At 56.6% G+C, this 22,836-nt stretch carries 22 protein-coding genes; 12 read left to right on the forward strand and 10 right to left on the reverse strand.

The genetic code is table 11. The features are described 5' to 3' along the window. Positions 1-35: 35 nt before the first annotated feature. Positions 36-2,030, reverse strand: coding sequence for a maltotransferase domain-containing protein (locus TU86_RS14675; protein WP_048365030.1), 1,995 nt, complete (start codon positions 2,028-2,030; stop codon positions 36-38). Positions 2,031-2,258: 228 nt separating this feature from the next. On the opposite strand from TU86_RS14675, the gene TU86_RS23085 reads away from it, so the two are divergent. Continuing rightward, positions 2,259-2,429 (forward strand): hypothetical protein, encoded by a 171-nt coding sequence (locus tag TU86_RS23085; RefSeq protein ID WP_167337969.1) that lies wholly within the window; start codon positions 2,259-2,261, stop codon positions 2,427-2,429. A gap of 48 nt (positions 2,430-2,477) precedes the next feature. Next, the gene (locus TU86_RS14685; protein ID WP_048365032.1) at positions 2,478-2,717 is read left to right on the forward strand and encodes a DUF3203 family protein; all 240 of its coding nucleotides are present in this window, start codon (positions 2,478-2,480) and stop codon (positions 2,715-2,717) included. 55 nt (positions 2,718-2,772) lie between these two features. Here TU86_RS14685 and TU86_RS14690 read toward each other — a convergent pair whose 3' ends face one another. Next, entirely contained in the window at positions 2,773-3,315 is a 543-nt protein-coding gene (locus tag TU86_RS14690; protein WP_239658791.1) for a maltotransferase domain-containing protein, read from the reverse strand. A gap of 367 nt (positions 3,316-3,682) precedes the next feature. On the opposite strand from TU86_RS14690, the gene ccoG reads away from it, so the two are divergent. Then, entirely contained in the window at positions 3,683-5,104 is a 1,422-nt protein-coding gene (gene ccoG, locus TU86_RS14695; RefSeq protein WP_048365034.1) for a cytochrome c oxidase accessory protein CcoG, read from the forward strand. Positions 5,105-5,229: 125 nt separating this feature from the next. Next, positions 5,230-6,639: a GntR family transcriptional regulator MpaR gene (gene mapR / locus TU86_RS14700; RefSeq protein ID WP_048365035.1), complete on the forward strand. Its 1,410-nt coding sequence runs from the start codon at positions 5,230-5,232 to the stop codon at positions 6,637-6,639. 43 nt (positions 6,640-6,682) lie between these two features. Here the strand turns inward: mapR and TU86_RS14705 are convergent, their stop codons facing one another. Further along, positions 6,683-7,093: a PA0061/PA0062 family lipoprotein gene (locus TU86_RS14705; protein ID WP_048365036.1), complete on the reverse strand. Its 411-nt coding sequence runs from the start codon at positions 7,091-7,093 to the stop codon at positions 6,683-6,685. 225 nt (positions 7,094-7,318) lie between these two features. On the opposite strand from TU86_RS14705, the gene TU86_RS14710 reads away from it, so the two are divergent. Genes TU86_RS14710 through TU86_RS14720 form a run of 3 tightly spaced genes read left to right on the forward strand, consistent with a single transcriptional unit; the run spans position 7,319 to position 13,092 of the window. After that, positions 7,319-10,537, forward strand: coding sequence for an efflux RND transporter permease subunit (locus TU86_RS14710; protein WP_048365037.1), 3,219 nt, complete (start codon positions 7,319-7,321; stop codon positions 10,535-10,537). After that, a complete protein-coding gene (locus TU86_RS14715; RefSeq protein ID WP_048365038.1) occupies positions 10,530-11,693 on the forward strand; it encodes an efflux RND transporter periplasmic adaptor subunit in 1,164 nt (387 codons plus the stop codon). The genes TU86_RS14710 and TU86_RS14715 overlap by 8 nt, the downstream gene beginning before the upstream one ends. Beyond that, on the forward strand, positions 11,677-13,092 hold the full coding sequence (locus tag TU86_RS14720) for an efflux transporter outer membrane subunit (protein ID WP_048365039.1): 1,416 nt from the start codon (positions 11,677-11,679) through the stop codon (positions 13,090-13,092). Before TU86_RS14715 ends, TU86_RS14720 begins: the two co-directional genes overlap by 17 nt. A 104-nt stretch (positions 13,093-13,196) precedes the next feature. On the opposite strand, the gene TU86_RS14725 is transcribed toward TU86_RS14720, so the two are convergent. After that, positions 13,197-13,556, reverse strand: coding sequence for a hypothetical protein (locus tag TU86_RS14725; RefSeq protein ID WP_048365040.1), 360 nt, complete (start codon positions 13,554-13,556; stop codon positions 13,197-13,199). A 252-nt stretch (positions 13,557-13,808) separates the two neighbouring features. Between TU86_RS14725 and csrA the strand changes: the two genes are divergently transcribed. Both csrA and TU86_RS14735 read left to right on the forward strand, forming a co-directional pair. Beyond that, on the forward strand, positions 13,809-14,000 hold the full coding sequence (csrA, locus tag TU86_RS14730; protein ID WP_048365041.1) for a carbon storage regulator CsrA: 192 nt from the start codon (positions 13,809-13,811) through the stop codon (positions 13,998-14,000). Positions 14,001-14,299: 299 nt separating this feature from the next. Further along, on the forward strand, positions 14,300-14,833 hold the full coding sequence (locus TU86_RS14735) for a DUF1269 domain-containing protein (protein WP_048365114.1): 534 nt from the start codon (positions 14,300-14,302) through the stop codon (positions 14,831-14,833). A gap of 74 nt (positions 14,834-14,907) precedes the next feature. Here the strand turns inward: TU86_RS14735 and TU86_RS14740 are convergent, their stop codons facing one another. Together TU86_RS14740 and TU86_RS14745 are read right to left on the reverse strand one after the other, a co-directional pair. Beyond that, positions 14,908-15,324 (reverse strand): Ivy family c-type lysozyme inhibitor, encoded by a 417-nt coding sequence (locus tag TU86_RS14740; RefSeq protein WP_048365042.1) that lies wholly within the window; start codon positions 15,322-15,324, stop codon positions 14,908-14,910. Between the two features lie 63 nt (positions 15,325-15,387). Next, positions 15,388-15,708: a YbjQ family protein gene (locus TU86_RS14745; RefSeq protein ID WP_048365043.1), complete on the reverse strand. Its 321-nt coding sequence runs from the start codon at positions 15,706-15,708 to the stop codon at positions 15,388-15,390. A 286-nt stretch (positions 15,709-15,994) separates the two neighbouring features. Between TU86_RS14745 and ppnN the strand changes: the two genes are divergently transcribed. Further along, a complete protein-coding gene (ppnN, locus tag TU86_RS14750) occupies positions 15,995-17,368 on the forward strand; it encodes a nucleotide 5'-monophosphate nucleosidase PpnN (protein WP_048365044.1) in 1,374 nt (457 codons plus the stop codon). Positions 17,369-17,445: 77 nt separating this feature from the next. Here ppnN and TU86_RS14755 read toward each other — a convergent pair whose 3' ends face one another. After that, the gene (locus TU86_RS14755) at positions 17,446-17,979 is read right to left on the reverse strand and encodes a DUF3087 family protein (RefSeq protein WP_048365045.1); all 534 of its coding nucleotides are present in this window, start codon (positions 17,977-17,979) and stop codon (positions 17,446-17,448) included. Positions 17,980-18,112: 133 nt separating this feature from the next. Continuing rightward, entirely contained in the window at positions 18,113-18,796 is a 684-nt protein-coding gene (locus TU86_RS14760) for a glycoside hydrolase family 19 protein (protein WP_048365046.1), read from the reverse strand. 236 nt (positions 18,797-19,032) lie between these two features. Between TU86_RS14760 and TU86_RS14765 the strand changes: the two genes are divergently transcribed. Next, positions 19,033-19,362 (forward strand): hypothetical protein, encoded by a 330-nt coding sequence (locus TU86_RS14765; protein WP_048365047.1) that lies wholly within the window; start codon positions 19,033-19,035, stop codon positions 19,360-19,362. A 134-nt stretch (positions 19,363-19,496) separates the two neighbouring features. Here TU86_RS14765 and TU86_RS14770 read toward each other — a convergent pair whose 3' ends face one another. Continuing rightward, positions 19,497-19,967 (reverse strand): Lrp/AsnC family transcriptional regulator, encoded by a 471-nt coding sequence (locus TU86_RS14770; protein ID WP_048365048.1) that lies wholly within the window; start codon positions 19,965-19,967, stop codon positions 19,497-19,499. Between the two features lie 124 nt (positions 19,968-20,091). On the opposite strand from TU86_RS14770, the gene TU86_RS14775 reads away from it, so the two are divergent. Next, a complete protein-coding gene (locus TU86_RS14775) occupies positions 20,092-21,291 on the forward strand; it encodes a methionine gamma-lyase (protein WP_048365049.1) in 1,200 nt (399 codons plus the stop codon). Positions 21,292-21,622: 331 nt separating this feature from the next. Here the strand turns inward: TU86_RS14775 and TU86_RS14780 are convergent, their stop codons facing one another. Next, the gene (locus TU86_RS14780; protein ID WP_048365050.1) at positions 21,623-22,549 is read right to left on the reverse strand and encodes a LysR family transcriptional regulator; all 927 of its coding nucleotides are present in this window, start codon (positions 22,547-22,549) and stop codon (positions 21,623-21,625) included. Positions 22,550-22,836: the final 287 nt, after the last annotated feature.

Here is a 22,836-nt window from a genome sequence, read left to right on the forward strand (position 1 = left end):
CGCCTGTGGCCACGGGAGCGGCATTGAAGGCCGGGTTAAAGAGGTTTGATGCGCCAGATACCGAACGGCTGCTGCGAGGGATCAAGCCGCGTCCACTGATGTTTGCCGTACCAGGTCCAGCGATGCCCCGTCATCAGGTCTTCGCCAGCGGTGGGGGCGTCATCGGCCAGGCCCATCTCCCACAGGGGCAATTCAAAGTGCGCCTCTTGGGCGTTATGCGGATCGAGATTGATCACAACCAACACAAAATTGCTGCCATCGGCAGTGCGTTTGCCGAAATACAGCAGGTGATCATTCCAGGCGTTGTACAGCCTCAAGCCCAAGTGGCTATGCAAGGCCGGGTTTTGCCGACGAATCCGGTTGAGCTGGGCAATTTCAGCCACGATGTCGCCCGGCGCGTTGAGGTCGCAAGGCTCGGTCGGGGACTTCCCGCTGCCCGGACACTCGTTCTTGCCCGATAAGGCTTGGGCTTCGCACCGTTCAAACCCCGAGTACATGCCCCACAGGCCAGACCCCATCGTTGCCAGCGCGGCGCGAATAAGGAACCCCGTTCGGCCAGCCCCCTGAGCACACTGCGGATGGATGTCCGGGGTATTAACGAAAAAATGCGGGCGAAAGCATTCACGCCACGGGCTTTGGTTGAGTTCGGTGAAGTATTCGCACAGCTCGGCCTTGGTATGACGCCAGCACAAATAAGTGTCGCTCTGCGAATAGCCGACCTTGCCCAGCCGCGCCATCATCGCGGGGGTGGTGCACGCCTGCGCTAAAAAGATCACGTTGTTATGCAGCCCTCTGACCTCGGCGATCAACCACTGCCAGAACGGCAGGGGCTGGGTGTGCGGGTTGGCCACCCGAAACAGCGTGACCCCCTCATCGACCCAGCCCAGCACCCTTGCGCGCAATTCAAGCCAGAGCCCGGGGATCGCGTGCGGAGCATAGAAATCAACGTTGACGCTGTCCGGATATTTTCGCGACGGGTTCTGGGCATCACCGATCGTGCCGTCGGGGCGCCAGTTGAACCAGCCAGGGTGCTGCGTGAGCCAGGGGTGGTCTGGGGAGCATTGCACGGCGAAGTCCAGGGCAACTTCAAGCCCCTGAGCCGCAGCGGCCGCGACCATGCGGCGAAAATCATCCCGCGTACCCCATTGCGGGTGAATCGCCGCCTGCCTGCCCTCCTCGCTGCCATTGGCAGACGGGCTGCCCGGTTCATCAGGACCTGCTTGCAGCGTATTGTTCGGCCCTGCGGGGTGGTGCTGATCAATGCGATGAATGGCCGGCAAAACCACCACGTCAAAACCCATGTCGTGAATCATGGGCAAGCGGGCATGCACATCATTGAACGTGCCGTGACCGGCCGGGTCATCGGTGACTGAGCACGCAAACAGTTCGTACCAACTGGCAAACGCAGCCAAGTGCCGTTCCACCTCTACCGGGTACTCAGGGCTGAGGCTGACATAGGCGTGATATTGCGCCTGCGCCATCAACTGAGCGCTGCTTTCATGAAGGAACAAGGCCACTTGTTCGGTCTCAAGCAACCCTGAGAGTTCGCGCAGCAATACCTGCAACTGTTGCTGAAGCTCGTCCGTGCTGCGCTCGATCGCATGCTGCACCAGCACCCGCCCGTGTTGAAGCTCAAGACTCATCGGCACGCCCGCTTGATGTTTTTTATCCAGCTCATGGCAAAAACTGGCGAAGCGATCGACCCAGGCTTCAATACAAAACACATAGCGGCCAGGCTCGGGCACCTCGAAATGCCCGGCCCAGCTGTCGTTGCCCAGGCACTGCATGGTCGCGGTCCGCCATGTGTCGTGAGCGGCTTTGCGCCAGTGCAGCCTCACGGCCAGTTGATCGTGACCATCGACAAACACAGTACTGCTGACGTTGACCTGCTGGCCGACGGTCGCCTTGACCGCAAACTGACCGCCCTCCAGCACCGGGGATGTGCTCTCAATAGCGATGCGCGGCAGTAACAGCGCATGGGTCAACGGCAAAACAGCCGTGGAATCAGAATCCGGTAAATCAGCAGTCATCGAGCATCACTCCTCACGCCCTTGGACGCTCACGTGTGTCGTTTCACAGCACATTCCGGCGGTGGCACCGGTCACCTAGGTTGGGAGGCAACGACGGTTTAAAAGTTCAGACTGATTTGCACCACTCCGTTGGTCGCGGCGCGGGATTTTTTTGGCCGGTGTGAAGGTCAACCTCAAGAAGCCTGGCGCTTATTGCGCCTTGTTCATAACAACTACGAGGTCTTGGCGATGAGCATCCCTATCCCTGCCGAAACTCCCGACCCGAACATCGACGACCCGGTTTTACCGCCCGGCGAGCCGCAACCGGTCCCCGAAGAAGACCCGCCACTCAAACCCCCGGTTCCTCAGGGTGATCCACCCAGCGAAACACCGCCGATCAAAGCAAATCGGTCAATTTAGCCCGCAGCGGCCCCACTCCGCCGTGACCCTCACACAAGGAAACCGCCCATGAGCATTGAAATCGACACGCAGCACCAGACCTGTACGCTCACCTCTGCTGAAGGCTCACACCAGGCGCCACTGAGTCGCATTGAAGTGTTTAACGATGACCCGTCGCACCTGTCCCAAGCGTTAGTCGCAGGCAGGCGCATAGCCATAACCGAAGAAGAGGCCCAAGCGCTGGTGAGTGCGGGCGCCATCGACCAAAGAGACATGTTGCATGCCACCACGGACGGCTCACCGATTTGAATCAGACCTTTGCCTGAGTCCGTGAGCACCCGGCCAGGGGTGCTCACGGCGATGCTCAGTTGGTCACGTACAACGGGTATTCAGGACTTAATACCAGGCACGTTCGTTGCTGAACGTCACGCATCTGCACCTGGGTGCTTTCATCCATCAACAGCGCGATTTGCTCGTGCCCAGCCAGACCGGCCAGTTGCTCATAAAGCTGGATCAAAGGCTGCTGGCGCTCAATGTCACAAAATTCCAGGGTCTGCAAAATCTGTGATAACGCGTCCTCGATCAGGCCCTCGGGTGAATCGCCTCTGTGCATGGCCCTTTCCAGGGCCAGGCACAGTCCTGCGTATCGATCAATCCAGGCATCAATGCAAAAGACGTGCAAACCCGGTTTTTCTATACGGATTTGCCCATTCCAGACCCGGTCTCCCAGCGTGTGCATGTAGAGACTTTCGCCGTCACTGCTGTCCACATGCCGCCAACGAACAATCACCGCCAAGGGCCCGCTAGTCAGGCAAAAAACGCGACTGCTGATATTGAGCAACTGTCCTGCAACCACCTTGACCGGCTTATGGCCCTGGCCAATCACCGGCATCGTGCCTTCAATCACAATCAAAGGCAGCTCATGACTTAATGCTGGCTTTCCTCCATCTGAATCTGGCTCAAACCTCGCTCCAGCAGCCATTAAACGCCTCTCCCAACCAACTTATTTGAATGCGTACACACCTGTTTTAAAACTGGAGCTCCATTCTCAAGTGAGTCGCTTATTTCCTTGATCCCGATCAGGATCTTCCATGCTTGGATAAGTTACAAGCCAAGCCCCAACAATTCCGTGGTCATCACGGGGTGCAGCAAGTTGTCGCAGGCTCCTCAAAAAAGCATCTGATACGGTTTTTAATCGGATAGCTGAGTCTGTTATGCAAACAGTTCGCTGGTCATAGTGCACAGGCCTGATGGAGGCTGATGAGCGAAAGACCATGAGCGAACAAATACCTGTCCAGATACTTGAATCCTTTGAGGCTTCTCGACCTAGAGCCGCAAAACATAAAAACAAGTCCAGCGACAACCTAATCCACACCCGCAGTTTTACCGGGCTGTTCCGCACGCTTCGATTAGTCGGCGCAGGCTTTCTGTTCTTGCTGTTCTTCGGCACAGTCTGGCTTAACTGGGACGGTCGCCAAGCAGTTTTATGGGACTTGTCTGAAAGTAAGTTCCATATTTTTGGTGCCACATTCTGGCCACAGGATTTCATCCTGCTTTCGGCCTTGTTGATCATCGCAGCCTTCGGCCTGTTCGCAATCACGGTATTTGCGGGGCGGGTGTGGTGCGGTTATACGTGCCCACAAAGCACATGGACTTGGCTGTTTATGTGGTGCGAAAAAATAACAGAAGGCGACAGAAATCAGCGAATCAAGCTGCAAGCAGCCCCGTGGCGCTTGAACAAAATTGCGCGTCGCACCGCTAAACACGCGCTGTGGATGGCCATCAGTGTCATGACCGCGCTGACTTTTGTCGGCTACTTTACCCCGATCCGGCCCCTGGCAACGGAGCTGCTGACCTTGGAGATGGCTGGCGTCAGTTTGTTCTGGGTGCTGTTTTTCACCGGTGCCACATACATCAATGCCGGGTGGCTGCGCGAAGCCGTGTGCATGCACATGTGCCCTTATGCGCGGTTCCAGAGCGTGATGTTTGATAAAGACACCCTCGCCATCTCCTATGACGTGGCGCGTGGCGAAAGCCGTGGGCCGCGTAAACGCGGGATTGAGCCAAAACAGGCAGGGCTGGGTGACTGCATCGATTGCCATATGTGCGTGCAAGTGTGCCCAACCGGCATCGACATCCGCGACGGCTTGCAGATGGAGTGCATCGGCTGCGCGGCGTGTATCGACGCCTGTGATTCGGTGATGGACAAAATGGGCTATGCCCGTGGGCTGGTGCGCTATACCTCCGAGCATGAATTGCAAGGTGGTAAGACGCATCTGCTGCGTCCACGCCTGATCGGCTACGCCATCGTCCTGGTGGTGATGATCGGCGCACTGGTCTTTGCACTGAATCAGCGCAGCATGGTCTCAATGGATGTGATCAAGGACCGGGGCCTGTTTCGCGAAAACAGCCAGGGCCAGATCGAAAACATCTACAGCCTTAAAATCATCAACAAGACTCAGCAGGCGCAGCACTATCGGGTGTCACTCAAAGACGGCGAAGGCTATCAGTTGCAAGGTAAAACCGAACTGACGCTGGCCCCCGGTGAAATGACTGACGTACCCGTGTCCGTCGCATTGCTGGCAGATCGCCCGACCAGCAGTTCGCAAACCATCACGTTTGTGATCACGGATACGGACGAACCTGGCATCCGCGCGGTAGCCGATAGCCGCTTTGTGGCACCGCTCAATCGTTGACCCGAGTGCCGAGGATGTGTCCGCTCGCGCAGGGTTGCGCAATCGGACGCAGCCTTCGCCAGCCGCTACGGGTACAGTGCCCCTTCTGAATTTCCCTGAATAACGCCGGACCGAGCATTGCCTACATGAAACGCTACGAAAAATTTGCCGACGATATTGCTGAGCTGATCCGCTGCGGGGTGCTCGGCCCCGGACAACGCGTCCCCTCAGTGCGCTATGCCAGCCAAACCTACGGCGTCAGCCCTTCGACGGTTTTTCAAGCCTATTACCTGCTCGAACGCCGGGGCCTGATCCGTGCCAAACCGCGTTCGGGGTATTTCGTCAACGCGCACACGCCCAGCCCGTTCAGCGAACCGGTCTTTAGCAGCCACGTCACCGAGTCCACCGAGGTCGATGTCAGCGCGCTGGTGTTCTCCGTGCTGGACTCGATCAAAGACCCGCACACGGTGCCCTTCGGCTCAGCGTTCCCCAGCCCGACACTCTTTCCGTTGCAACGTCTGGCCCGCTCGATGGCCACCGCCAGCCGCGAGATGGACCCACGCATGGTGGTGACCGACATGTCGCCGGGCAACCCGCAACTCCGGCGCCAAATAGCCCTGCGCTATATGGTCGGCGGGCTGATGTTGCCAATGGAAGAACTGCTGATCACCAATGGCGCGCTGGAAGCCTTGAACCTGTGCTTGCAAGCTGTCACCGAGCCAGGGGACCTGGTGGCCATTGAAGCCCCGGCGTTTTATGCCTGCTTGCAAGTGCTTGAGCGGCTCAAACTCAAAGCGGTGGAAATCCCTGTGCACCCGCGTGATGGCATTGATCTGGGGGTGCTGGCGCAAACCCTTGAGCGGCACCCGATCAAAGCCGTGTGGTGCATGACCAACTTCCAGAACCCGATTGGCGCCAGCATGCCCGAAGCTAAAAAGCAGGCATTGGTCGAACTGCTGCGCACCCATCAAGTGCCGCTGATTGAAGACGACGTGTACGCCGAACTGTATTACGGCCAACACGCGCCGAAACCGGCCAAAGCCTTTGATACCGAAGGTCTGGTGATGCACTGCGGCTCGTTTGCCAAAAGCCTGGCACCGGGTTATCGCGTGGGTTGGGTGGCAGCGGGCCGGTACGCGCAAAAAGTGGAGCGCCTGAAACTGATGACGTCACTGTGCGCCTCGATGCCCGCGCAAGCCGCCATCGCCGATTACCTGCAACACGGCGGTTATGACCGTCACCTGCGCAAATTGCGCGATGCACTGGAAGGCCAGCAAAACGCCATGCTGGCCGCGATTGCACGCTACTTCCCGGCCCAAACCCGGGTCAGCCATCCCAGCGGCGGCTACTTTCTGTGGCTGGAGCTGCCTGAGCAAATGGACTCGCTCAAGCTGTTTCAAATGGCCTTGGCGCAAGGTATCAGCATCGCGCCAGGGCCGATTTTCTCGGCCACCCAGCGCTTTCGAAACTGCATCCGCCTCAACTACGGCAGCCCGTGGGATGAAGTGAGCGAAAAAGCCATGGAAACCTTGGGCAAAATCGTGCGCTCGTTTTAATCCCATACGCCAGACACGCCGTAGCAGCCGCCGAGGCTGTGTATTACCCCGGCATGCAGGTGAAGTCGGCTGTATGGGCGACTTCCTTGCCGGATGAGTCCATCAGCGTCGCACTGATTTCAGGCCCCAGGCTCGATTCGATCAGCTGGTAATGCTCCCCCGCCTTGAACGCCGGGTATTTCACATCGCCTTGGCAATCCACCTGATTCTGGTCGCCGGTCGCGCCTTCGTACAGGGTCACGTCCAGCCGATGGGCGCCTGGCGTGACTTCAAAATAACGGCCGTCACGGGTGTTTTTCCCGTCCACCCGTTCGGCCATCAGGTCGCTGGTGCCTTCTTCTTTCAGGCCGATCCAGGCTTGAGCCGGGTCTTGCTTGGGCATCGGCCCCGCGCAGGCCGATAGCAACAGAACCAGACTCAGGGAGGGAATCAAAAGCAGCGGTTTAACAGTCATCGCAGACGAGCCTCGCAAAGAGCATTCAAAAGGTGCGACAGGCTCAACCCCGACCCGTCGAATAGGTCGTAAGCTTGGCGGCCATCGCGTACCGCGCCAAATGAATGAAAGTGAAGGGATTTTCAGCCCTTACCTAAAGGATCCTTCACGTTACTGAAAGCTGATCGTTAGGTGCCAACAGCAAGACTGCCGGGGTTTGCAATTCCACTCCTCGGAGGTTCAGGCATGCTCGGGCTGGTAAAGACCGCACTGCACAAGCCCTACACGTTTATCGTGTTGGCGATTTTCATCTGCATCATTGGGCCGTTGGCCGCCGTGCGTACGCCCACGGATGTGTTCCCGGACATTGGCATTCCCGTGGTCGCTGTGGTGTGGCAGTACACCGGCCTGGCGCCCGCCGACATGGCGGGCCGGGTGATTTACACCTATGAGCGCTCGCTCAGCACCACGGTCAATGACATCGAGCACATCGAATCGCAGTCGTTGCCCGGCATGGGCATCGTGAAAATTTTCTTTCAGCCTGGGGTCGATATTCGTACCGCCAACGCGCAAGTGACAGCCGTGTCACAAACCGTACTCAAACAAATGCCGCCCGGCATTACGCCCCCGCTGATTCTCAATTACAGCGCCTCGACCGTCCCGATATTACAGTTGGCCTTCTCCAGCCCTACGCTCTCCGAAGCGCATATTCGCGATTTGGTGCAGAACAACATCCGCTTGCCCCTGAGCGCCCTGCCCGGCCTCGCCATGCCGACGCCGATGGGGGGCAAGCAGCGCCAGATCACCCTTGACCTTGATCCGCAAGCGCTGGCAGCCAAGGGGCTGTCGGCACAAGACGTGGGCAATGCGCTGGCGGCGCAAAACCAGATCATTCCGGTAGGGACCGTCAAGCTCGGCACCTATGAATACACGGTGATGCTCAACAACAGCCCCAAAGCCATCGACGAACTCAACGCGTTGCCGATCAAAACGGTAAATGGCGCACTGATCACCATTGGCCAAGTGGCGCACGTGCGTGATGGTTCGCCGCCACAAACCAATATCGTGCGCGTGGATGGTCATCGCGCCGTGCTGATGCCGGCCTTGAAAAACGGCAATATTTCGACACTTTCCATTGTCGATGGCATTCGCGCGATGTTGCCGCGCATCAATGAAACCCTACCGCCCTCGCTCAAGACCACGCTGTTGGGCGACGCTTCGGTGTTCGTTAAACAGTCGGTGGGCAGCGTGGCGCAAGAAGGCATCATTGCCGCGTTATTGACCAGCGCAATGATTCTGCTGTTTCTCGGCAGTTGGCGTTCGACGCTGATTATTGCGGTGTCGATCCCGTTGGCGGTGCTCTCGGCGATTGCCCTGCTGGCCCTCAGTGGCCAGACCCTGAACGTCATGACCCTCGGCGGGCTGGCATTGGCGGTGGGGATATTGGTCGATGATGCGACGGTGACTATCGAGAACATCAACTGGCATCTGGAGCAAGGCAAGTCGGTGCGCGATGCGATTCTCGATGGGGCCGCGCAGATTGTCGGCCCGGCGTTTGTGTCGCTGCTGTGTATCTGCATCGTGTTTGTGCCGATGTTCATGTTGCAGGGGATTGCCGGGTATCTGTTCCGGCCGATGGCCCTGGCGGTCATTTTCGCGATGGGCAGCTCTTTTATTCTGTCGCGCACGCTGGTGCCGACGCTGGCGATGTTTCTGCTCAAGCCCCATGCGCCGCAGCCAGGGGCGGGGCAGCACCCGGAAGACGGCTACATCAATCACCACGAAGGTGAGCAGCACAGCAAAAAGCATTCGGCACCGGTGCAGGCGCTGTTGAATTTCCAGCAAGGTTTCGAGCGCCGTTTTTCGGCGGTGCGTGATGCTTATTACGCTGTGCTGGAGCTGACACTGGCCCATCGCAAACGCTTTTTGCTGGGGTTCATGGCTTGTGTGCTGTCCTCGTTTGCGCTGCTGCCAAGCTTGGGTCAGGACTTTTTCCCCGCCACCGATGCGGGCGCATTGGCCTTGCATGTGCGCTTGCCGCTGGGTACGCGCATCGAAGAAAGCGCTGCCGCCTTCGACCGGATCGAATCGCGGATTCGCGAAATCATCCCGGCTGATCAACTGGACAGCATCATCGATAACATCGGGATTCCGTTGAGCGGTATCGACATGGCCTACAGCAGCAGCGGCACCATCGGCCCGCAGGATGGCGATATTCAGGTCACCCTCAAGGCCGATCACAGCCCGACAGCCGATTACGTGAAGCGCTTGCGTGAAGCCCTGCCCGAAAGCTTCCCCGGCAGCCAGTTCGCCTTTATCCCTGCGGATATCAGTAGCCAGATTCTTAACTTTGGCTCACCCGCCCCGCTTGACGTGAAAATTTCCGGGCGCGATGACGCCGCCAACCGGGCGTATGCGCTGGCGTTGCAGCGCCGCTTGCAACATGTGCCGGGAATTGCCGACCTGCGTATCCAACAGTCGGTGGGTTACCCGTCGTTGCAGGTCAATGTGGATCGTCAGCGCGCCAATGGCCTGGGCATTACCGAGCGTGATGTGACCAATAGCATGGTCGCGTCGCTGGCCGGCAGCTCTCAAGTTGCGCCAACCTTCTGGCTCAACCCGCAAAACGGCGTGTCTTACGGCGTAGTGGCAGCCACGCCGCAATATCGTCTGGACAGCATGCCTGCCCTGGAAGCACTACCGGTGACGGGCAGTAACGGCCAGTCACAAATTCTCGGCGGGCTGGCCACGATCAGCCGCGTGCAAAGCCCGGCGGTGATCACCCACTACAACATTCAGCCGACGCTGGACCTGTACGCCAACATTCAGGGCCGCGACCTGGGATCAGTGGCCGCTGATGTGCAAAAGGTCATTGATGGCGCCGCCGACCTGCGCCCCAAAGGCGCGATCATCAGTTTGCATGGGCAAATCGATGCCTTGCACGAGGCGTTCAGCGGCCTGAGCTTTGGTTTGCTTGGCGCTGTGGTGCTGATTTACCTGCTGATCGTGGTCAACTTCCAGTCCTGGGTCGACCCGTTTGTGATCATCACGGCGCTGCCTGCCGCCCTGGCCGGGATTGTGTGGATGCTGTTCTTGAGTGGCACCTCGCTGTCGGTCCCGGCCTTGACCGGTGCCATCTTGTGCATGGGGGTGGCCACGGCCAACTCGATTCTGGTGGTGAGCTTCTGTCGCGAACGTCTGGCCGAGCATGGCGACGCGCTCAAGGCCGCGCTTGAAGCGGGCTACACACGCTTTCGGCCGGTGTGCATGACCGCATTGGCAATGATGATCGGGATGTTGCCGCTGGCCCTCTCCGAAGAACAAAATGCCCCGCTCGGACGCGCCGTGATTGGCGGTCTGATGCTGGCCACCGTCGCCACCCTGCTGTTCGTGCCCGTGGTGTTCAGCCTGGTGCACGGGCGCAACGAACCCCGCGCTGCTGCTGGAGAAACACCCCATGTCTAATCAAACACCGTCACGCAAGCGCTTAATGGTACTGGGTATCGGCGGCCTCTCGCTGGCCGCCTTGCTGGTGGCTAACGGGCTGGCTGCTCGCAGCCGCCATGAACAGGCGGTGGTTCACTGGACTGAAGCGGCCGCGTTGCCCGTGGTAAGTGTGTTTGAACCGCTGCAAAACGCGCACGGCGACACGCTGCGTTTGCCCGCTCATTTGGAGGCGTGGAGCAAGGCGCCGATTCATGCACGGGTGAGCGGCTATCTGCAAAGCTGGCAAACCGACATTGGCAGCAAGGTGCAAGCCGGTCAGGTATTGGCCCTGATCGACAGCCCTGATCTGGACCAGCAACTGGCGCAGGCCCGCGCCCATAAGGCGCAGGAGCAAGCCAACGCCTCACTGGCGGCGACCACCGCCACACGCTGGCAAAACCTGTTGGCTTCGCACTCGGTGTCGCGTCAGGAGGCCGACGAGAAACTATCGAATGCCGCCGCGGCCAAAGCCAATGCGCAGGCAGCCCAGGCCGATTACGCACGTCTTTTGACACTGGAAGCCTACAAAACCATCCGTGCGCCTTTCGCTGGCACCATCACCGCGCGCAATACCGACATTGGCCAGTTGATCAAAGCTGACACCGACAGCGACACGCAGTTGTTTGACATCGCCGACACCCACCAACTGCGCCTTTACGTGCCGGTGCCGCAAAACTACGCCAGTGTGATCCGCCAGGGGATGCATGTGCAGCTCAGTGTCCCGGAGCACCCGGGCCAAACCTTCAGCGCCAGGTTGATCGGTAACTCAACCTCGATTGATCGGCGTTCGGGCACGCTGATGGCACAGTTTGTCGTGCTCAATCCTGATGATGCGCTGATGCCCGGCGATTACGCCGAAGCCGTGTTATCGATCCCGGCCGATACCCACGGCGTCAGTATTGCGGCCAGCGCCCTGATCTTTCGCGCCCAAGGCACTCAGGTCGCCCTCCTCGACAGCGCCCACCATGTGCATTTGCAAAGCATCCACATTGGCCTGGATTTAGGCGATCGGCTGGTCATTGATCAAGGGCTCAAACCTGCTGACACCGTCATCGACAACCCGCCTGACGCCCTGCGCGAGGGTGATGCGGTGAAACTCGCGGACACAGGAGCCTCCCATGCAGCCAAGGCTTAAATGTGCGTTATTGCTGCTGGTTACGGCGCTACAGGGCTGCTCGTTGGCACCGGCTTATACAGCCCCCTTAATCGACCTGCCCGCGCATTACCGCGAACACAACAGCGACGGCCCGTGGCACAGCGCGCAGCCCGCCGATCATGTGCCCGAGCAATGGTGGCAGGCGTACCAGGACCCGCGGTTGAACACACTGCAACAGCAACTACTCACGGCCAACCCGGACCTTGCAGCGGCGCTGGCGCACGTGGAGGCCTCACAGGCTTACGCCAGCCAGTTGCATGCCGGGTTGTTCCCGCAATTAACCGCCAGCGCTCAACCCCTTCGTCAGCGTCAATCAGACAACCGCCCACTACGCGGGACGACTCAACCCTCGGTGTACAACAGCATGACGGCCGGGTTTGCACTCAATGTTGATCTCGATCTGTGGGGCAAAATCCGCAATCAGGTGGCAGCAGGCGATGCTCAGGCGCAGGCCTCGGCTGATGATCTGGCGGTGGCGCGCCTGAGTCTCCAGCGCCAATTGGCCATCCTCTACGTCCAGCTCGACGGGTTGGATGCGCAACAGCAGATTCTGACCTGCTCTCTGGACGATTACCGCCAGGCCTTACAGCTGACCCGCGACCGCTATCAGGGCCAGATAGCGTCTGAACTTGATCTGACGCGCGCCCAAAGCCAACTGGCGCAGGCGCGGGCGCAACTGGACGATGTCCGTGGGCAGCGTAATCTGGCCGAACATGCGATCGGCGAACTGGTGGGCCAAGCCGCAAGCGACTTCCACCTGGCCGCCAGCGAAGGCAGCCTCAATATGCCCACGCAACCTGCCACTCTGCCCAGTACGTTGTTACAGCGCCGACCTGATATTGCGGCAACTGAGCGCCGGGTGTTTGCGGCCAATGCCGCGATTGGCGTGGCGAAAGCGGCCTGGTACCCGGATTTCAGCTTGAGCGGGCTGATCGGCGGGCAAACCCAAGGCAGCGGCAATATGTTGGCGGCGAGCAATCGCTTTTGGGCGTTGGGGCCTTTGATGAATCTGCCCATTTTTGACGGCGGCCGACTGGATGCACAGGAACGACAGGCCAAAGCTGAATTTGAGGAGGCCAGCGCTCATTACCGCAGCCAGGTGTTGCGCGCCGTGCGTGAAGTCGAAGACAGCTTGGCCCAGTTGCGCGACTTGCATCTGCAAAGCCTTGACGAACAAGCCGCTGCCCATGCCGCTCAACAGACTCAAAGCTTGGCCACCCACAGTTACGAGGCTGGCGCCGTGAATTATCTGGATGTAGTGACCGCACAAACGGCTGCATTGCAGGCACAACGCCAGGTACAAACACTGCGTACCCGGCAATTGCAGGCCAGCGTGCAGTTGCTGACATCGCTGGGCGGTGGGTGGGGAACCCTGTGACAGTGGAGGCTGCTCCCAGCGCTTGCACGCAAAAATAATGCTCCAACCCCCTCCAATAGCGCCGGTTGGCGCTACGCTTAGGCAGCTAACGCCGCTTTGACTGCTTAATGGGCCGGTTTGCCAGGGGGCAGTTCAATCACTGCGGCTTCAAGATTGTCGAGCTTGGTGGTTAGCCGCGTCAGCTTCTCTTGGGCCTGTTCTTGCGTGTTGAACGGGCCCAACAGCACATGCTGAACACCTTCATCCACATAAATATAAGAGCTGAAACCATGCTCAAGCAGTCTTGCCGTCAGGTCACTGAGCGCCTGAGTTTTACCCAATTTCACTTCAACCGCCCATTGGGCAATGGGCGCTTGAACCGTCGATGTTTCAGAAGCAGCTTTAGCCCGTTGAATTTTATCGTTAGACTCCTGACCGCAAGCCGTCAAGGCCAATATTGCTGTCATCACGATGACTTTACGCACTGCGTTTCCCCTATCTGTTTGAGTGGGTCGATTTTATCACTGGGGCAGCGGCCTTTGCTCTCCTTGAACAAATCCAATCCGCCCTTATCTAAGGCTCATACACGAGAGTTTCCCTCGCACAGGGAATTAACCCTGTGGCTATGACGTCTGTAATGAGCGGCGCATTTATATGCACTTAGCAGTATTCTGTAGCCATGACCGAAGCCGCACCGTCTCAGAGACGTGCCTTACAAAGCCATCAAGGAGAAAAAAATGCTGATACTCACCCGCAAAGTTGGTGAAAGCATAAACATCGGTGACGATATTACGATCACTATTTTAGGTGTCAGCGGCCAACAGGTCCGGATCGGCATCAATGCACCGAAAGATGTCGCCGTCCACCGTGAAGAAATCTACCAGCGCATTCAGGCCGGTTTGACAGCATCAGACAAGAACGACCAGTAATAAAACTCCGAGGTATCAGCCCTTGGAGTGAGCGTAAGGGCTGCTCAGCCAGCCCTCCTCTTATTGATTGTGCTTGCTGGCAAACACCCTAACCCCCCAGTTCCCCCTCCCCTGCGACAAACTGAACCGCCGATCGACTTGACGGTTTCAATGTCTGCGACCACGCTCATTGCTCGCAGCGTCTGTACTCAACCTGACTCGCTGTGTAACAAGGTGTTAATTATGCAGTCACGCCTTGAGGCCAACTTTTGTGTTCAGCCCTTTGCGGGCTTGAACTGTACAGTCAAGGGATGAAAGACATGTCTGATTTGATCGTAGTGGGATTTGACGATACCGAGAAAGCTGACCGCGCCTTGACCAAGATGGTGTCACTGAGCAAAGAGCATTTGGTCGAACTGGAAGACGCCGTCATTGTTGTACGTAACGAAGAAGGCAAGGTTCATATCAAGCAGAGCGTCAATCTGACCGCACTGGGCGCGACCTCGGGCCTGGTTACAGGGGGGCTTTGGGGGGCGCTGGTGGGACTGTTGTTTCTCAACCCGCTGGCAGGCTTTGCCATCGGCGGTGCCTTGGGTGCTGGCACCGGCGCACTGTCAGGATCGTTGAGCGATTACGGGATTGACGACGACTTCATCAAGTCGCTGAGCGAAACCATCCCGAACAACTCCTCGGCTTTGTTCGTGTTATTGCGTAAATTTCAGCCAGAAAAAGTCTTGAAAGAACTTGAAGACTCAAACTTCAAAGGCAAAGTATTGCGCACCTCCCTGTCGCCCGAGCAAGAACAAAAGCTTCAGGATGCACTGTCCAAAACTGACCTGAACAAATCGGTTTAAGCCTGCCCTGTAAGGGCTTGCAGAGCACACGACAGTCGACCGCCTTCGGGGCGGTCGAGCTTTTTAGCAACACCTCAATCCGTTGGATTGTTGTCTGCAAAAGATTTTTTCAGCAGCTTTTTGATCGTTTCATCCGGCATGCCAAGGTATTGCTGGTCAAACGCCTCGGCATTCTCTGCGCGGACTGACAATAGACCCCACGCGTGTTTTGCGTCAGGGCTGAACACCACATTGAGTTGGTTGTCTGCGCAGTCATGAGGTTTGCACATCTGGCCAACCGTGTAGGTTTTACCGTCCACCACTACCTTTTCAACCGGTGCCGCCGTACCCTGCCCCGTGCTCACCCAATCGGGATATGCCAACATGCCTGCATAAGCTTTTTTGTAAGGCGCCTGGGTCGTCAAGTCCGGTAACCGGCTTTCAGCAGACACACCAGCCACGAAACCCGCCAGCGCCAAACCCAACACCACGCGGCTTAATAATTGACTCATCGAGAACGCTCCTTTTGATAAAAAACACCACTTCTTGATGATTGCGATCGGCTCAGCCGAGCCTCAGTTCAATCGCACGGCAGTACCCGTTGCAAATACCACCAACATGCCACCACGCCCTGACGGCATGCTGATTTCAAAATTCACCCCAACGACGGCATCCGCGCGCAACGCACCCGCCCGCTCACGAATTTCAGCCGTCACCTCGGCACGTGCCTCTTTAAGCGCGCGCTCCAGCGTTTGCGAGCGCCCACCAAAGAAGTCGCGCATGCCGGTGAAAAAATCCCGCACAAAATTAATGCCGTGAACCGACTCGGCACTGACCACACCCAGATAGTCAGTAATCTGGCGACCTTCAATACGGTTGGTCGTGGTAATAATCATTAAAACTTCCTTATGACACTCGAGGTCAAACACCTGCCCTCACTGAGCAGCAGGTTACCTCAGACAGAGCCGCGGCGATTGAGTTCACCTGTGTCCAATTGCACCGCTCTGCTCTTATGAGTCTGCGGTGTTACTGTAGTGCCCGGCCGGTGATTAGCGACCTTTAAGTCAGGATCTCCACCCATCGCCGCAAGAATTCGAACCTCTTGCACTTAAGATGCACCCGGCTGATATGAATGTTCTCGCTGCATCAAGTAATTTTTCGACCCGCTCAAGGAAGTCATCCATGGTCCAAAGACACGTCATCAATGCTTCGGTCAGCCCCAAAGGCAGCCTGGAGACTTTATCGCAACGTGAAGTGCAACAACTGAGTGAAGTCGGCTCAGGCAGCAGTTACACACTGTTCCGTCAATGCGTGCTGGCCATCCTCAATACCGGGGCCCACGTCGACAATGCCAAAACCATCCTTGAAGCCTACAAAGACTTCGACGTACGCATCCATCAACAAGACCGGGGGGTACGCCTTGAGTTGCTCAATGCGCCCGCCGATGCGTTTGTTGATGGTGAAATGATCGCCAGCACACGTGAAATGCTGTTCAGCGCCTTGCGCGACATTGTTTACACCCAAAGTGGGCTGGACAGCCCGCGCATGGACCTGAGCCACTCAGCCGGCATCACCGACTACGTGTTCCACCTGCTGCGCAATGCGCGCACCTTACGCCCTGGGGTCGAGCCCAAAATCGTGGTGTGCTGGGGTGGTCACTCGATCAACACCGAAGAGTACAAGTACACCAAAAAGGTCGGACACGAGCTGGGGTTGCGCCTTCTCGACATCTGCACCGGTTGCGGGCCAGGCGTCATGAAGGGGCCGATGAAAGGCGCAACGATTTCCCACGCCAAGCAACGCTTAACTGGCGGGCGCTACTTGGGGCTGACCGAGCCTGGCATCATTGCCGCTGAAGCCCCAAACCCTATCGTCAACGAGCTGGTGATTTTGCCTGACATCGAAAAACGCCTTGAAGCGTTTGTACGGGTCGGTCACGGCATCATCATCTTTCCTGGCGGCGCAGGTACGGCCGAAGAGTTTCTGTATTTGCTCGGAATCTTGATGCACCCGGACAACCGCGACATACCGTTCCCGGTGATTTTGACTGGCCCTAAAGAAGCCGAGCCGTACCTGCAACAACTGCATGAATTTGTCGGCGCGACGCTGGGGGCAACCGCACAGACGCATTACCAGATCATCATCGACAATCCGGCCGAAGTGGCCCGCCATATGACCACAGGGCTCAAGGCCGTCAAACAGTTCCGTCGCGAACGCAATGACGCCTTCCACTTCAATTGGCTGTTGAAAATTGACGAAGGTTTTCAGCGCCCGTTCGATCCCACGCACGCCAACATGGCCAGCCTGCAACTGCGCCGCGACTTGCCGCCCCACGAACTGGCGATTAATTTGCGTCAAGCGTTCTCCGGGATTGTGGCCGGTAACGTAAAAGAGAAAGGCATTCATCTGATCGAGCAGCACGGTCCCTACGAGATCCACGGCGACGCCGCCGTGATGAAACCGCTGGATAAACTGCTACAAGCGTTTGTCGAACAACACCGCATGAAGCTGCCAGGTGGCGCAGCGTATGTACCGTGTTATCGGGTGGTGAGCTAACCCTCAGCCCCTGCGGGCTTGCCAGGTAAGAGGCGTACTACATACAGCGCCTCCACTGCCTGGCTGGCCATTCACACTCACTTCATGGGGGTGAAGTTTTTTACCGCCTCAAGCCAGGCAGGGTCCAGACGAGTCTGTTCGGTTTCAATGCCCAACGCTTGCAACCGCGTTTTATGCAAATCGATCTCCTTGACCATCTGGCTCAACGCACTGGAATTAGCGTCCAGTTGGTACATTTGGGTAATTCCCAAGTGATAAAACCGTAACAGCTTCAGGGCGCTGACATCCCCTGCCATTACGCCGGCCGTCACGTAATGCATGACATTGGTTACCCGCATCAAGCTGCGCTTGAGCTGCCAGCCGTACACCGCCTGCGCCATCCACGGCTGTGACCAAAACACATAGCGCACCAGCACGATGGTCACGATCAATGCCGCAATCACCCCCGCCAGGTTCAAGCGAAAATTATCCCCTCCAGGCTCACCCGCCACCATCACCGCCACACCGGACACCAACAGCGCCAGCAACGCAAAAATCAGCGCGATATACAGCGTACTGCGTCGGGTTTGCTGACGATAAACGTCCGGGTTCATCGGTTTTATTTCAAACATCACGGCTATATGGCTCCTGCAAAGTGAGTGAGATGCCCGGCATTATGGCCTGATAAAGGCACTTTGCCTTCAACCTCTCGCACGTATCCGCGCCAATGTCTCAATTTGCTCCGTCTTCGCCCGATAACGCCTGCTAAGCAGTGCCTAACAAGCCCAGCGCCTGCTGATACAACGCGACGCGCTGCGCGTGACCATTGAGCCCGCCATTAACCGCTTTGGTCACCTGCTCGAAATCATCACCGTCTGCCAGAACGTTTATATTGCGCGAATGCCAATACCACCCCGCCGACTCAACGGCCCAGCGCCATTGCTCCAATAAGTGTGGCGTTGCGATCAGTCGCTCATCGCAAAACAAACCCAGGCTGCACTGTCGATAATTCAGTTTGCCGGTCATTTGAATCAGCCCTCTGCCGCGATACAGCCAGCCCTCTCCTGAGGCTTCGGTGCCATTACCCAGACGGTCGCTGTAGACCCTGTTGGCAATGGCTTCAGGCCTGCGGTGCAGCTTTTGCGCTTCACTGTTGGGGACTCGACGTGCACGACCACCCTCCATGACAGTGATGTACTGACCGGCTGAATTCTTTTCAGCGAATCGCGAGCCCCATGTAGCGGCGAGACCTGCCGCACTGTAGTTGAGATTCTCTAGAAGCAGTGTAAAACCGGCACTTTCATGACCCACCTGCGCTAGAAAAGCCGCTAAACGACGAGGAGTACTGATCAAGCGCTGAGCCGTCACTGCTTGTACAGCGGGTAAATATTCATCTATGAACGGCATACTTTTCGGGAACAACTGCAACATGACTTCACGGGTCAACATAAGACCACCTTTTAATTATTTAAATTAAAAGTGAAGCACTCTATGCCTTTTAGCAGGCGCACATGAACCATTATTAGACATCCCCTACTTACTTCTTGGACATTACTGACAGTCGCCCCTAACGCCCCTGGACAAATTTCCTTCCAGACGTATAAAAACTTAAGCCTTAACATGCCTCGCGTGCCCACTCAGCGTGTGTCAATTAAACGCAGCCATCCCCAAGAAGGGACTGGATAATGGCCAGTCCACAGCTTGATACAATATGTATCGATGTGCACTTCATTAATACGTCAGGCCAGTCCCTTGACTTTATTTCATCTCGACACAATGCTTTTGCAGGTTCATTTACACCCAGGCTAAGTGACAGCGACCTTGAGGTTCGCGTAGATGCCGTCCAATTTCAGGCAGCCCCGCACTTGCGAGGCGACATATTAATCGACGATGACGTCAAGAAATCAATGTTCGAAGCCCGCTCTTCTTACGCCCTGAATGAACACATCATCCATTTCGAAACGCGCTTTTCTTACGCCTATGAAAACGGCTGTACGACCAATCACCCAAAATAAATTAATACTGGGACCCCGGTATTAAGTGCCCCCCATCATCGAACAGGCGATGCAGTTCAAGCATCACCCGGCGCACACCGAACAACCCATACAGTTACAAGGTCGACTTCTTGATCGAATACATACCGTTGGCCTCAGCGGGCAATAGGTATAACACGCAGAGGCTTTACAGACTTGAATGAAAAACTTGAATAAATCTCTTTGACTGCGGGTAATGCTTGCAGCACTTCCCGAGTAAACTCCCCGAATGACTCAAGGTCCTTGGCCACTACTTCCAATAAAAAATCATAACGGCCCGAGACGTTGTGACACGCAATAATTTCCGGAATACCCAGTAAGCACTGTTCAAAATGTCTGGCCATGTCCTGCGAATGCGAAGCCATCATCACACTGACAAACGCTGTGACACCGTAGCCCAATTCCTTGGGTGAAAGAATCGCTTGATAACCCGTAATCAGGCCTTGCTCTTCAAGATGCTTCACGCGTCTCCAGCAAGGTGATGTCGTCAGTGAAACCCTCTCTGCCAGCTCCGCCACGGTTAAGCGTGCATTACTTTGCAGGGCGGCGAGTAAGGCCTTGTCGGTTCTATCCAGGGCGCTGGGCATGCTTTGCCTCTAAACATCATCGTGGCTGGCTTTTGTTCCAATAATGCTCAAATCGCTACGTCAATTTGGAATTTATACCGTTGAATTTGAGCATAGCATTGTAGGAAATATCGGAGAGTCCAGCATGAACGACAAAAAAAATGAGTTCGGCTTTTCTACAAGAGCGATCCATCACGGTTACAACGCGCTTGAGAATAACGGTGCCCTGATACCTCACATTTATCTCACTTCCACCTTCGCCTTTGCGTCCACCGAATATGGTGCCGCCTGTTTTGCCGGGCAAGAAAGCGGGCATTTTTATACGCGCATCTCCAACCCTACGCTGGCCCTGCTCGAATCGCGGTTGGCCACACTGGAAAATGGCGAGGCAGGCGTAGCGTTCAGCTCAGGGATGGGCGCTATTGCCACTACGTTCTGGACATTACTCAGGCCCGGTGACGAACTGATCGTGAGCCGCACACTGTATGGCTGCACGTTCGCCCTGCTGCATCACGGCATTGGTGAGTTCGGGATCAACGTCAAACACGTCGATATGGCAAACCTGGTGGAACTTGAAGCTGCAATCACCCCATCAACCCGCATGATCTATTTTGAAACACCCGCCAATCCGAATATGCAACTGGTGGATATCGCTGCGGTATCAAGCCTTGCACACAGCCATCCCGACATCACCGTCGTCATCGACAATACATACTGCACGCCGTACTTGCAGCGCCCACTGGAAATGGGGGCCGATATTGTCGTGCACTCGGCCACCAAATACCTGAGCGGGCACAGCGACATCACCGCCGGCATTGTCGTCGCACGCCAAGAGCTGGCTAATCGCATTCACCTGCAAGGGTTAAAGGACCTGACCGGTGCGGTGCTGTCACCCCACGATGCTTATCTACTGATGCGCGGACTCAAGACCCTGGCATTGCGCATGGATCGCCATTGCAGCAGTGCTCAACTGATTGCGCAGTATCTGGAGAACCACCCGGCTGTCGAGTCAGTGTTTTACCCCGGCCTACCTTCATTCGCGCAATATGCATTGGCCTCGCGCCAAATGAAAAAACCCGGCGGGATGATTGCTTTCGAACTCAAGGGGGGGTTAGAGGCTGGCCGCCGCTTCATGAATGCGCTACAGCTGATCAGCCGCGCTGTCAGCTTGGGCGGTGCTGAATCGCTGGCGCAGCACCCCGCGAGCATGACGCACTCGGCTTACACGCAAGAAGAACGCGCCCGGCACGACATTTCTGAAGGTTTGGTGCGATTGGCAATCGGTCTGGAGGATGTTGAGGACTTACTGGCTGATATTGATCAGGCCATGGAGCGTTGTACATAAAGCGGCTCAGGTCTTAAAACAGAAAAGGCCGCTGTGTAAACAGCTGGCCTCTTGTCTTCTGGTCATCAACCCGGGGGAATGGTCGCGAGAATACCGATACCAATGGTTAACACCAGAAAACCGCCCAAAAACCAACCCATCTTAGCCATATCAGTGCCTACCGTAAGTGTGTCGTAAACCAGAAACCGAGCAAGAACTGACGACCTGCCTGCATCGTTCAAGGTCCAAAGCTCATTTGACCTATCAGGACTGGGTGTAATTTTCTGCCGATTGTGAGCTGCAATACAGGCGCAGGTAAGCCATAAAAATACGGATCAGATTGATCTCTGTACTACCCGGGCGCGTCTGGGAGCACAAAATGGCCCGGTGAGGCCGTACGTTGATACTCCGCCACCACGCTTCTGGCCAAGTTCACCACTGCCTCGTTTAACTCCAGGCCAGCCCCCGCGCGCCAACTGACATACACCGCAAAGCCGGGCGCAGGCTTTATCGGTAACGCGATCATAGCTGCGCTTTGCAGTTCCCGACTCACCAGCACAGGGGGCAACACGCCTATCCCGAAGCCATCGGCAACCAGCTTGATGATGGCTGCCACCGAGTTGATGCAACTGATACGTGGTGCCGAGATGCCCTGCTGATGCAAATAATTGAGCACATCCTGATGCGGCCGTGACAGCCGGGAAAAGGTCAACAATCGCTCTTGGCAGAGATCCCCCAAACCTTCATAAGGACGGTCCAACGCAGTGCCCTTTGCCACCACCCAACTCAAGGGGTAGCTGGCAAGGTGCACATTACGCACGCCATCCGCGCGTAATAAATCTGTCTGGAAAATCAGATCCAACTGTCCTTTGAGCAGCTGCTCACTCAGATTCAGAGCCGTATCAGCGGTTAACTCCACTTCAACGAGCGGATAGTCCTGACTCAGGGCATTGATGAGTTCACTCAACCAACTGTGAATTACCGTGTCCATCACACCGATGCGTAATCGCCCCGAATACGTATCCGCTTTACCTAATGACTGAAGCAGGCGCTGTTGGGTCGCGAGCATTTCTTCGGCATAACTCAGCACGTTATGTCCCTCGCGCGTCAGGCTTACGCCTCGCGAATCACGCTGGAACAACTGCACCCCCAGTTCGCTTTCAAGCACTGATATCCGGCTGGAGATAGCCGCCTGAGTGCTTGAAAGCTTCTCCGCTGTCAGTCGAAAACTGCCTAGCCGCGCCACCCACACAAATGTCAGAAGAAATCGCATATTCATGCAGGCTTATCCGTTCACTCTAAACAAGGCCGCCACTGTAAACCCTTGTAACAAGCTCAAGCCAGCGTGAAGAAGTGAGTGTTTCAGCAAACTTTATTGTTCAGGGGTGACAACTTTTTTTGACTGGACGCCGTATTTAAAGCAACCAAAGATATCGCCCAATGACGTTCTGATACCGAGCGTCAACAATAAAAAAAACGCTGAGTCCGGCAGCGTATCAATGTTGCGAAAGTGAGCCAGACCGCTTTCGCCTTGCTCGCGTCCAGCCTGCCCTGGCGCTGCGGCAA

This window comes from Pseudomonas weihenstephanensis (assembly GCF_001043055.1).
Taxonomy (GTDB): Bacteria; Pseudomonadota; Gammaproteobacteria; order Pseudomonadales; family Pseudomonadaceae; genus Aquipseudomonas; species Aquipseudomonas weihenstephanensis.

What these genes read in the sequence shown, in the direction of transcription:
- TU86_RS14740 (WP_048365042.1), bottom strand. Translation starts at nt 15,324, where the DNA reads ATGAGTCAATTATTAAGCCGCGTGGTGTTGGGTTTGGCGCTGGCGGGT.
- TU86_RS14710 (WP_048365037.1), top strand. Translation starts at nt 7,319, where the DNA reads ATGCTCGGGCTGGTAAAGACCGCACTGCACAAGCCCTACACGTTTATC.
- TU86_RS14705 (WP_048365036.1), bottom strand. Translation starts at nt 7,093, where the DNA reads ATGACTGTTAAACCGCTGCTTTTGATTCCCTCCCTGAGTCTGGTTCTG.
- TU86_RS14715 (WP_048365038.1), top strand. Translation starts at nt 10,530, where the DNA reads ATGTCTAATCAAACACCGTCACGCAAGCGCTTAATGGTACTGGGTATC.
- TU86_RS23085 (WP_167337969.1), top strand. Translation starts at nt 2,259, where the DNA reads ATGAGCATCCCTATCCCTGCCGAAACTCCCGACCCGAACATCGACGAC.
- TU86_RS14760 (WP_048365046.1), bottom strand. Translation starts at nt 18,796, where the DNA reads ATGTTGACCCGTGAAGTCATGTTGCAGTTGTTCCCGAAAAGTATGCCG.
- TU86_RS14745 (WP_048365043.1), bottom strand. Translation starts at nt 15,708, where the DNA reads ATGATTATTACCACGACCAACCGTATTGAAGGTCGCCAGATTACTGAC.
- TU86_RS14720 (WP_048365039.1), top strand. Translation starts at nt 11,677, where the DNA reads ATGCAGCCAAGGCTTAAATGTGCGTTATTGCTGCTGGTTACGGCGCTA.
- ppnN (WP_048365044.1), top strand. Translation starts at nt 15,995, where the DNA reads ATGGTCCAAAGACACGTCATCAATGCTTCGGTCAGCCCCAAAGGCAGC.
- TU86_RS14770 (WP_048365048.1), bottom strand. Translation starts at nt 19,967, where the DNA reads ATGCCCAGCGCCCTGGATAGAACCGACAAGGCCTTACTCGCCGCCCTG.
- TU86_RS14780 (WP_048365050.1), bottom strand. Translation starts at nt 22,549, where the DNA reads ATGAATATGCGATTTCTTCTGACATTTGTGTGGGTGGCGCGGCTAGGC.
- TU86_RS14675 (WP_048365030.1), bottom strand. Translation starts at nt 2,030, where the DNA reads ATGACTGCTGATTTACCGGATTCTGATTCCACGGCTGTTTTGCCGTTG.
- TU86_RS14775 (WP_048365049.1), top strand. Translation starts at nt 20,092, where the DNA reads ATGAACGACAAAAAAAATGAGTTCGGCTTTTCTACAAGAGCGATCCAT.
- TU86_RS14685 (WP_048365032.1), top strand. Translation starts at nt 2,478, where the DNA reads ATGAGCATTGAAATCGACACGCAGCACCAGACCTGTACGCTCACCTCT.
- ccoG (WP_048365034.1), top strand. Translation starts at nt 3,683, where the DNA reads ATGAGCGAACAAATACCTGTCCAGATACTTGAATCCTTTGAGGCTTCT.
- TU86_RS14765 (WP_048365047.1), top strand. Translation starts at nt 19,033, where the DNA reads ATGGCCAGTCCACAGCTTGATACAATATGTATCGATGTGCACTTCATT.
- TU86_RS14755 (WP_048365045.1), bottom strand. Translation starts at nt 17,979, where the DNA reads ATGTTTGAAATAAAACCGATGAACCCGGACGTTTATCGTCAGCAAACC.
- csrA (WP_048365041.1), top strand. Translation starts at nt 13,809, where the DNA reads ATGCTGATACTCACCCGCAAAGTTGGTGAAAGCATAAACATCGGTGAC.
- mapR (WP_048365035.1), top strand. Translation starts at nt 5,230, where the DNA reads ATGAAACGCTACGAAAAATTTGCCGACGATATTGCTGAGCTGATCCGC.
- TU86_RS14735 (WP_048365114.1), top strand. Translation starts at nt 14,300, where the DNA reads ATGTCTGATTTGATCGTAGTGGGATTTGACGATACCGAGAAAGCTGAC.